We start from the raw sequence: 7,434 nt of genomic DNA on the forward strand, positions 1-7,434 counted from the left end.
GCGCAACTCCCGGCGGGCCCGAGCGACGTTCACGATGACCTCGTCCGCGCTGGACCACCGCGCGAGGCACCGGGCGTGAACGGCCAGGGACAGATGGAACACGGAGACATCCGCCGTGGCGGCCGCTTCCACGAAGGCCCGGGTCCGTTCCGGCTCGAGCTGGCGGAGGACGGACAGGAGCGGCGGCTCGGGCGGCGCGTGTGGCTCCCCGTCGAAGGGCAAGCGGAGCGCCGGAGCATCCGAGAGGCGCTCACGCCACCACTGGAGGTCGTCCTCCAGTCCCGGCCTGCGGACATCGAGCGTGTCGAAGAATCCGGGAGCCACCGGCCCGTCGGGGAGCGGGTGGCCCGACACGGCGGCGGCGTAGGCCCGCCAGAGTTCGGTGGCGATGACATGCAGGCTCCACGCGTCCGCGATCAGATGGTGCGCACACACGAGCACGTGCGTCGCCTCCCCCGCCGCGTCGCGGGCCACGTCCACGCGCCAGAGGGGCGGATGAGCGAGCTCGAAGGGCGTGTTGACGATGCCATCGGCGAGCGCTTCCACGTCCGCGACCGCACCGTGATCGACGACCCGGACCTCCACGGTCTCGGAGAGCCGTTGCACCGCCTCCCCGTCCGTCGTGACCGCCACCGAGGCGCGAAGCAGGGGATGACGTCGCGCCACGGCGGCGACCGCCCGCCGGAGCACCTCCACCGAGAGACTCCCCCTGACCGTCTGCCGGACGAACGAGAACGCGGGGACATCCGGATGCAGCCGCTGCTGGACCCAGAACGCCTTCTGCACGGGCGAGAGCGGGGCCTCGGTCGCAGCGGCGCGAGGCGCGGAAAGGGCCGTGTCGGCCGGTTTCCGAGCCGGGGTCGCGTCTCCCGTCCCCTTCTGGAGGTATGCCGCGAGCGCTTCAATCGTGGGGTGCTCGAAGAACAGGGTGGCCGGGAGTTCGACGCGGTAGCGGTCCGAGAGCGCCTTCACCAGGTCCAGCGCGTTCAGCGAGTCCAGCCCCATGGCCAGGAACGAGCGATCCGTCGAGACCTCGTCCGGATCCACCTCGAGCGCCCGTGCCACGAGCGCACGAAGCTCCTCCTCCACCCCGGAGAAACGCGCCTCGGTGGGAGCGGGCGCTGAGGTTGCCTCCAAAGGGAGTCGTGGCGAAGCCATCACCACGGACGCCGCCGCGCGAGGCCCCGTGGGCGCGACCACGACGTGCGCCCGGCCAGAGGCAAGTGCGAGGAAGAGTGCCTCCACCCCCTGTCGCGTGGGGATCGCGGGAAACCCACGGGCCTCCATGGCGCGGACCAGCGTGGGGTCGGCGCCCATGCCCGTCTCACTCCACACGGACCACGCCACGGACGTGAACGGCAGGCCCTCCGCCCGGCGCGCCAGGGCGAAAGCATCCAGGTACGCGTTCGCCGCGACGTAATCCCCCAACCCTCCCCCCAGCCCCGGCCAGCTCGCGGACATGGACGAGAAGAGCGCGAAGAAGTCAGGCCGGAGCCGCCTGCGCTCCAGCTCCCGCCAGAGGAGCCACGTGCCCCGCACCTTGGGCGCCAGCACCCGCGCGAGCGCCGCGTCCTCGCGCCCTCCGATGCGACCGGGTGAAGCCATACCGGCCGCGTGCACCACGCCGTGGAGGGCGCCATGGTCGAGCACAACCCGCGCGACGAGTCCCGCGACCCCATCCGGATCGGAGACGTCGCAGGCGATGTACGTGACGGCCGCGCCGCTCGCCCGCAGCGCTTCGAGGCGCGCGGCCCGCTCCGGCGCCTGCTCCAGCGGCGTCCGGCCCACCAGGACGAGAGTGCGCCCCTCGCGCGCGAGCCGTTGGGCCACCGCGTGGCCGAGCCCCTCGGCACCTCCCGTGACGAGATAGACCCCGTCCTCGCGTGGCCCGTGCGCGCGCTCCCCGGCACGCGCCAGGGGCTCGACCGTCCGTTGCTCGCGACGCCCCTGACGCCACCGGAAGACCCGCTCCGGCTCCGCCGCACACGTGGCCTCGGTCACCACCATGTCCGCGATGGACTCGGAGGACGCGGTGACGTCGACATCCACGACACGGCACCGGCTGCCGGGAAGCTCGTCCTCCAGCGCGAGCCCGAGCCCCACCAGCGTCGCGCGCTCGGGGGCGAGGCCGTCCGTCGCCCCGGCGGTCACCACGAGAAGACGCGCGGGACGCCGTGCCCGCTCGAGCGCATCCCAGGTCCGAGCGAGTGTGTGCAGAGCGAAGACGCCCTCCCGCTGCGTGTGCTCCAGGGAAGGAACGTCCCTGGGCGGCACGGCGGCCCCCGTCGGGCCGAGGAACACGACGCCCTCGGACTCGCCCCGCGCGAGCGCCGCCTTCAGTTCCGGCGGGTCCACCTGCTCGCAACTCGCCCCCGCGTCGCGCATGCGGCGGGTGACCTGGGCACTCGCGGGATGCGACGCGGGCACGATGAGCCAACGTCCCTGGAGCGGCCGCGGCCCTCCCGGTGGTACCTCCCGCCAGACCACCTCATGCATCCACGCGCGAGGGTCCCGGTCCACGCCCTGGAGTGCCTCCGCGGTGACACGACGCAGGCGCAGCCCACGCAGGCGCAGGCACGGCACGTCTCCAGCGCGGACCTCCACCTCGCAGTGCACGACCTCGCCGGGGGCCCGTGGATCTCCGCTCAGCGTCACCAGCGCCGTGCACCGCTCGGGCACCGGACCGAGCAACTCGACCCGCTCCACGTGCATCGGTACGTACAGGCCCTCGCGCTCACGGCTCTGGGCCAGCAGCAGCGCCGCGATGGGCTGCATGGCGGAGTCGAGCAGCGCCGGATGCACACCGAACGTCCGCCCCCGTGCCTCCTCCGGGAGGACCAGTTCCGCTCGGGCGGTCCGCTCGCCCAGCTCGATGGAACGCACGGCGCGCAGCGAGGCGCCATGCTCCATTCCGCGCTCACGGAGTCCCGCGTACAGGTCGGAGGGCTCGAACGCTCGCGTGCGTGGCTCCTCGCTGCCCGCCACCGCTGGCGACGGCTCCTGCTCGGGCCGGAGCACCTTCGCCCGCGCGAGCACCTCGCCCGCCTCGTCCGCCAGCGACACCGCCAGTTCCTCACCCCGGCGCTCCACCACGACGCGCACCGTGCACGCCTCGTCGTCCACCCGGACAGGCCGTGCGAACGTGACGTCCGCGAGCCCCGCGGGTTCCGAGCCCAGCGCATGCCGCGCCGCCGCACGCATCAACTCGATGCACGCGGCGCCCGGCAGCAGATGCACCCCATGCACCACGTGCTCGGAAACGAGTGGGTCCTCGGGCGTGAGACGCGCGAGGAGCACGGCGCGATCCAACGTGAGTTCGCACGTCTCCACCAGGAGCGGATGCGCGATGCGCCGCGACGAGGTCGGGGCCACCGGGGCGTCGGGCACCCACCAGGGCCGATGCTCGAGCGGGTATGTGGGAACTGGCACGTGCGGGCGGTCCGGCTCCGCGTCCCACGCGAGGCGATCGAACGCCCGTCCTTCGATGAACGCGTTCGCCGCGAGCTCCGCCGAAGGTGCGTCCACCGGCGCTCCCCCGCGCGCGTTCTTCCTCACCACGCGGTCGGGGACGACGCCGTGGAGCACCTCGCCCGTGGCTCCGTCCGCCCAGGCCTCGAGCCGCTCCGCAACCCGCTCCGCGCCGACGAGCGCGAGCCGATGGGGGCCCGGATCACGCGACACGCTCGCCGACAGCGCGGCTTCCGCGGGCTCCACCTCCGGGTGCTCCCGGAGCCAGGACGCGAGGTTCCGGGCGGTGGCGCGGAGTGCCGTGTCGGTGCGCGCGGACAAGGTCCACAGCAGGGGGCGCGTGCTGGGGATGCGCGAGCGCGGAGGGGGCGAGGGCGGCTCCTCCAGGATGACGTGGGCGTTGGTGCCACCAAACCCGAAACCATTGATACCGGCGCGCAGGGGCCCGGGCCCGCTCCAGGGACGCGACGAGTCCACCAGGCGGAGGCCAGCCGGCGTGAGTCCGTGCTCCGGATCGGCCGAGCCGGCATGCACCGACGCGGGAAGCCCGCGGTGCCCGAGCGCGGAGATGACCTTGAGCAGGCTGGCCATCCCAGCGGCGCTCAAGAGGTGTCCGACGTTGCCCTTCACCGAGCCCAACCCGAGAGGCGCGTCCGAGCCCTCCCTCCCGAAGACCGTGGCCACCGAGCGCGCCTCGACGGAGTCTCCGACACGCGTGCCGGTGCCATGCGCCTCGAGGTAGCTCGCGCTCGCCGGGTCGAGCCCGGCCCTCCGCCACGCCTCCCGCATCACCGCCACCTGCCCGGCGGGGTTGGGCGCCATCGGGGTGAAGGTGCGTCCATCGTTGTTGAGCGCGCTGCCGCGCACCACGGCCAGGATGGGCGCGTGCCGTCGGAGCGCGTCCTCGAGCCGCTCCAGGACGACGACACCCAGCCCCTCGCCCAGCACGATGCCATCGGCGTCCCGAGCGAACGGCCGCATCCGGCCGGTGGGTGAAAGGGCCCCGGCACGAGCGAGGACGGTGAACACGGTGGGGGTGAGGTTGAGCGTGATGCCCCCTGCCAGCGCGAGGTCACACTCACCGCGGTTCAAGCTCTCGCAGGCCAGGTGCAGGGCGACCAGGGACGACGAGCACGCGGTATCGACGGCCAGCGCGGGGCCGGACAGGTCCATCACATGCGCGACACGTGCGGGAATGAGGTTGCGCAGGTTTCCCACCGCCGCGGAGGGATGCACGGACACGCCCGCCCACAGGAGCCGGAGGATCCCTTCCTGGTAGTCGGACTGGCCGACGCCCACGAAGCTCCCGACGCGTCGGTTGCGTCGGCGGGGGCCCGCGAACCCGGCGCGCTCGAGCGCCTCATGCGCCACCTCGAGGAGGAGCCGCTGCTGCGGGTCGGTGACCTCGGCCTCGCCCCCCGACATTCCGAAGAACGCCGCGTCGAACCCGCGAACGTCGTCGAGAAACGCACCCACCCGCGCGTCCGCGTGGTCAGGCCATCGGTCCACGGGGGGCGAACGTACCGAGACGCGCTCCGCGATCAGGTTGTTCCAGAACGCCTCGGGTGTGTTGGCGTCGGGCAGGCGGCAAGCGGCGGCGACGATCGCGATGGGACCGGTCATGGACGCGGGAATGTACCCGCGAGGTCAGTCCCGGCCAGTTCGCAGGTAGCGCGTCACGAAGGACTTCGCCCGGCGCGCGGCGGCTCCAGGCGCCCTCCCCCGCCCCAGTTCCACCGCGAAGGCCGTGGCCAGCCGGCACCCCGAGCCCCGACGTTCGGGAGGCCGAGCCAGCCGCTCCCCTTCCAGCACCAGCTCCCGGCCCGGCAGGCACAGCACGTCCACCGCGCCCGTCTCCCGGTGCCCGCCCTTCACCAGCACCGCGCCGAAGCCGTGCGCCACGAGCGCCCTGCCCGCCTCGCGCGCTTCCTCCACGCTGCGCACTTCGCCCCCGCCGAGCAGCCACGCCGCTTCGTCCAGATTCGGCGTGAGCGTCACCTTCGGCCCCGCCAGCGACAGGTAGTGCCGCCGCGTCAGCTTCGAGAGCGCCTCGCCTCGCGACGTCCGCACCACCGGATCCACCACCCACCACACGTCCACGCCATCGAGCGCCTCGCGCAGCACGGCCAGCAGCGCCGGGCCGGGCACCTGCCCCAGCTTCACCGCGTGCAGGGGTCCCAGCTCGAGCGCCGCCGTCACCTGCGCTCGCAACACCCGTGCGGGCGTGGGTTGATACAGGAAGGTGCCCTGGCCCTGCGCCGTCTGCGCCGAGGGCACCCCCACTGGCGCGCCGCCCAGCGCCCACACCACCGCCACGTCCGCCAGCAACCCCGCCCGGCCCGTGGGCTCGTGGCCCGCGCACAGCAGGATGCGCGGTGCCCCACTCACCGCCGATGCTCGCGTGCCTTGTGGATGAAGGCCCGGTAGATGCCCATGTGCGTCGGCACCGTGTTGAGCATCAGCTCCGGGTGCCACTGCACGCCCAGCGCGAAGCCATACTGGGTGGACTCGATGGCCTCCACCACCCCGTCCGGTGACACCGCGCTCACCACCACCTGCTCGCCCATGCGCTGTGCCGCCTGGTGGTGTGTCGAGTTCACCATGAGCTGACCCTTGCCCACCGCATCCGCCAGCAACGTGCCGTCGCGCACGTCCACCGGGTGCATCGGGTGCGTCCGGTCGTGCTTCTGCTCGTGCTCGTGCGCGCCCGGCACCTCGCGGCGGATGTCCTGGAACAGCGTGCCGCCCAGCACCACGTTGAGCAGCTGCATGCCTCCGCAGATGCCCAGCACCGGCATGTTGCGCTTGAGTGCCCCGCGCATCAGCGCCGTCTCGAAGGCGGTCCGCGTCACCTTCACCGGGCCCATGCCCTCGCGCGCCGTCTCGCCATAGGCCTCGGGGGGAATGTCGAAGGCCCCACCCGTGACGAGCAGCCCGGAGATGCGATCCAGGTACGCGTCCACGCAGGCCAGCTCATCCGCGTACGGCAGCACGAAGGGCAGGCCCCCCGCACGCAGCACCGCGTCCGAGTAGGGCACCTTCAGCTCGTAGTACGGGAAGGGAGAGTCCGGCCGATTGGTGGTGAAGTCCGGGGTGATACCGATATTGGGCCGGCGGGGGGCCTGGCCATGGGTCTTGGGAATCATGCGTCTTGGCCCGGGAGGCTAGCCCCCCGGACGCCCTTTTCAAAAGCAGCGGCCAGGCGACGAACGCGCTCGGCAATGTCCTCGGCGAGCAAGGCATCGGAGGCCACGGCGCCTCCATGGGCCCCCGTGGCGGCCAGGTTCGCGATGTTCTCCAGCGTTACCCCACCAATCCCCACCACCGGCAGCGGGCTCTCGCGCACCACCGCCTCGAAGCCCGCCAGCCCCAACACCGGCGCCGGCACCTGCTTCGTGGTGGTGCCGAAAACGGGCCCCAGTCCCACGTAGTCCGCTCCGGCGGCCCGCGCCGAGTGTGCGTCCGCCAACCCCCGCACCGTCACCCCCACCAACCGGCCCGGTCCCAGCAGCTCCCGAGCCGCCTCGGGCGGCAGATCCTCGTCTCCCACGTGCACCCCGTCCGCTCCCGCGAGCAGCGCCAGGTCCACCCGGTCGTTCAGCAGGCAGACCGCCCCCGCGTGCCGGCAGGCGGCCACCACCTCGCGCGCCGCGGCCAGCGCCTCCCGGAGGGGCGTCTTCTTCATCCGCAGCTGCACCACCCGCGCTCCCCCGGAGAGCAGGCGCGCCGCTTTCACCCCCAGTGGCAACTCCGGGCGCAGGGAGTCATCACAGAGAACATAGAGGCCTCGGGGAAGGGTCGGACGAGCGGGGACGTTCATCGGCTCCGGGCGGGTGTGGGTTCAGTGGCGTTGACAGAGGGTAGCCCTGCTATAAGGTGACGCGCCCTTTTCCAAGAGATTCCGAGGAGTTGAACATGGCCAATCCGATCGACCCCAAGCACATCGACAAGCGTACGGCCGAGCGG

Annotated in this window: 4 protein-coding genes; all 4 read right to left on the reverse strand. The window is 72.7% G+C overall.

Annotation, left to right across the window (positions count from 1 at the left end; translation table 11 throughout):
• Nucleotides 1-5,091: SDR family oxidoreductase (locus tag VF794_RS05725; RefSeq protein ID WP_331108167.1), on the reverse strand; the 5,091-nt coding region annotated here is incomplete at its 3' end.
• A gap of 24 nt (nt 5,092-5,115) precedes the next feature.
• Nucleotides 5,116-5,856 carry a bifunctional hydroxymethylpyrimidine kinase/phosphomethylpyrimidine kinase gene (locus VF794_RS05730; protein ID WP_331108168.1) on the reverse strand — a complete coding sequence of 247 codons (741 nt, stop codon included), beginning with the start codon at nt 5,854-5,856 and terminating at the stop codon, nt 5,116-5,118.
• Nucleotides 5,853-6,614: a gamma-glutamyl-gamma-aminobutyrate hydrolase family protein gene (locus VF794_RS05735; RefSeq protein ID WP_331108169.1), complete on the reverse strand. Its 762-nt coding sequence runs from the start codon at nt 6,612-6,614 to the stop codon at nt 5,853-5,855. The genes VF794_RS05730 and VF794_RS05735 overlap by 4 nt, the downstream gene beginning before the upstream one ends.
• The gene (gene thiE / locus VF794_RS05740; RefSeq protein WP_331108170.1) at nt 6,611-7,288 is read right to left on the reverse strand and encodes a thiamine phosphate synthase; all 678 of its coding nucleotides are present in this window, start codon (nt 7,286-7,288) and stop codon (nt 6,611-6,613) included. The genes VF794_RS05735 and thiE overlap by 4 nt, the downstream gene beginning before the upstream one ends.
• Between the last annotated feature and the right edge of the window lie 146 nt (nt 7,289-7,434).

Origin of the sequence: Archangium sp., from assembly GCF_036389735.1 — a bacterium.
Lineage (GTDB): Bacteria > Myxococcota > Myxococcia > Myxococcales > Myxococcaceae > Archangium.

Coding starts and splice junctions, on each gene's coding strand:
- VF794_RS05735 (WP_331108169.1), bottom strand. CDS start 6,614: ATGATTCCCAAGACCCATGGCCAGGCCCCCCGCCGGCCCAATATCGGT.
- thiE (WP_331108170.1), bottom strand. CDS start 7,288: ATGAACGTCCCCGCTCGTCCGACCCTTCCCCGAGGCCTCTATGTTCTC.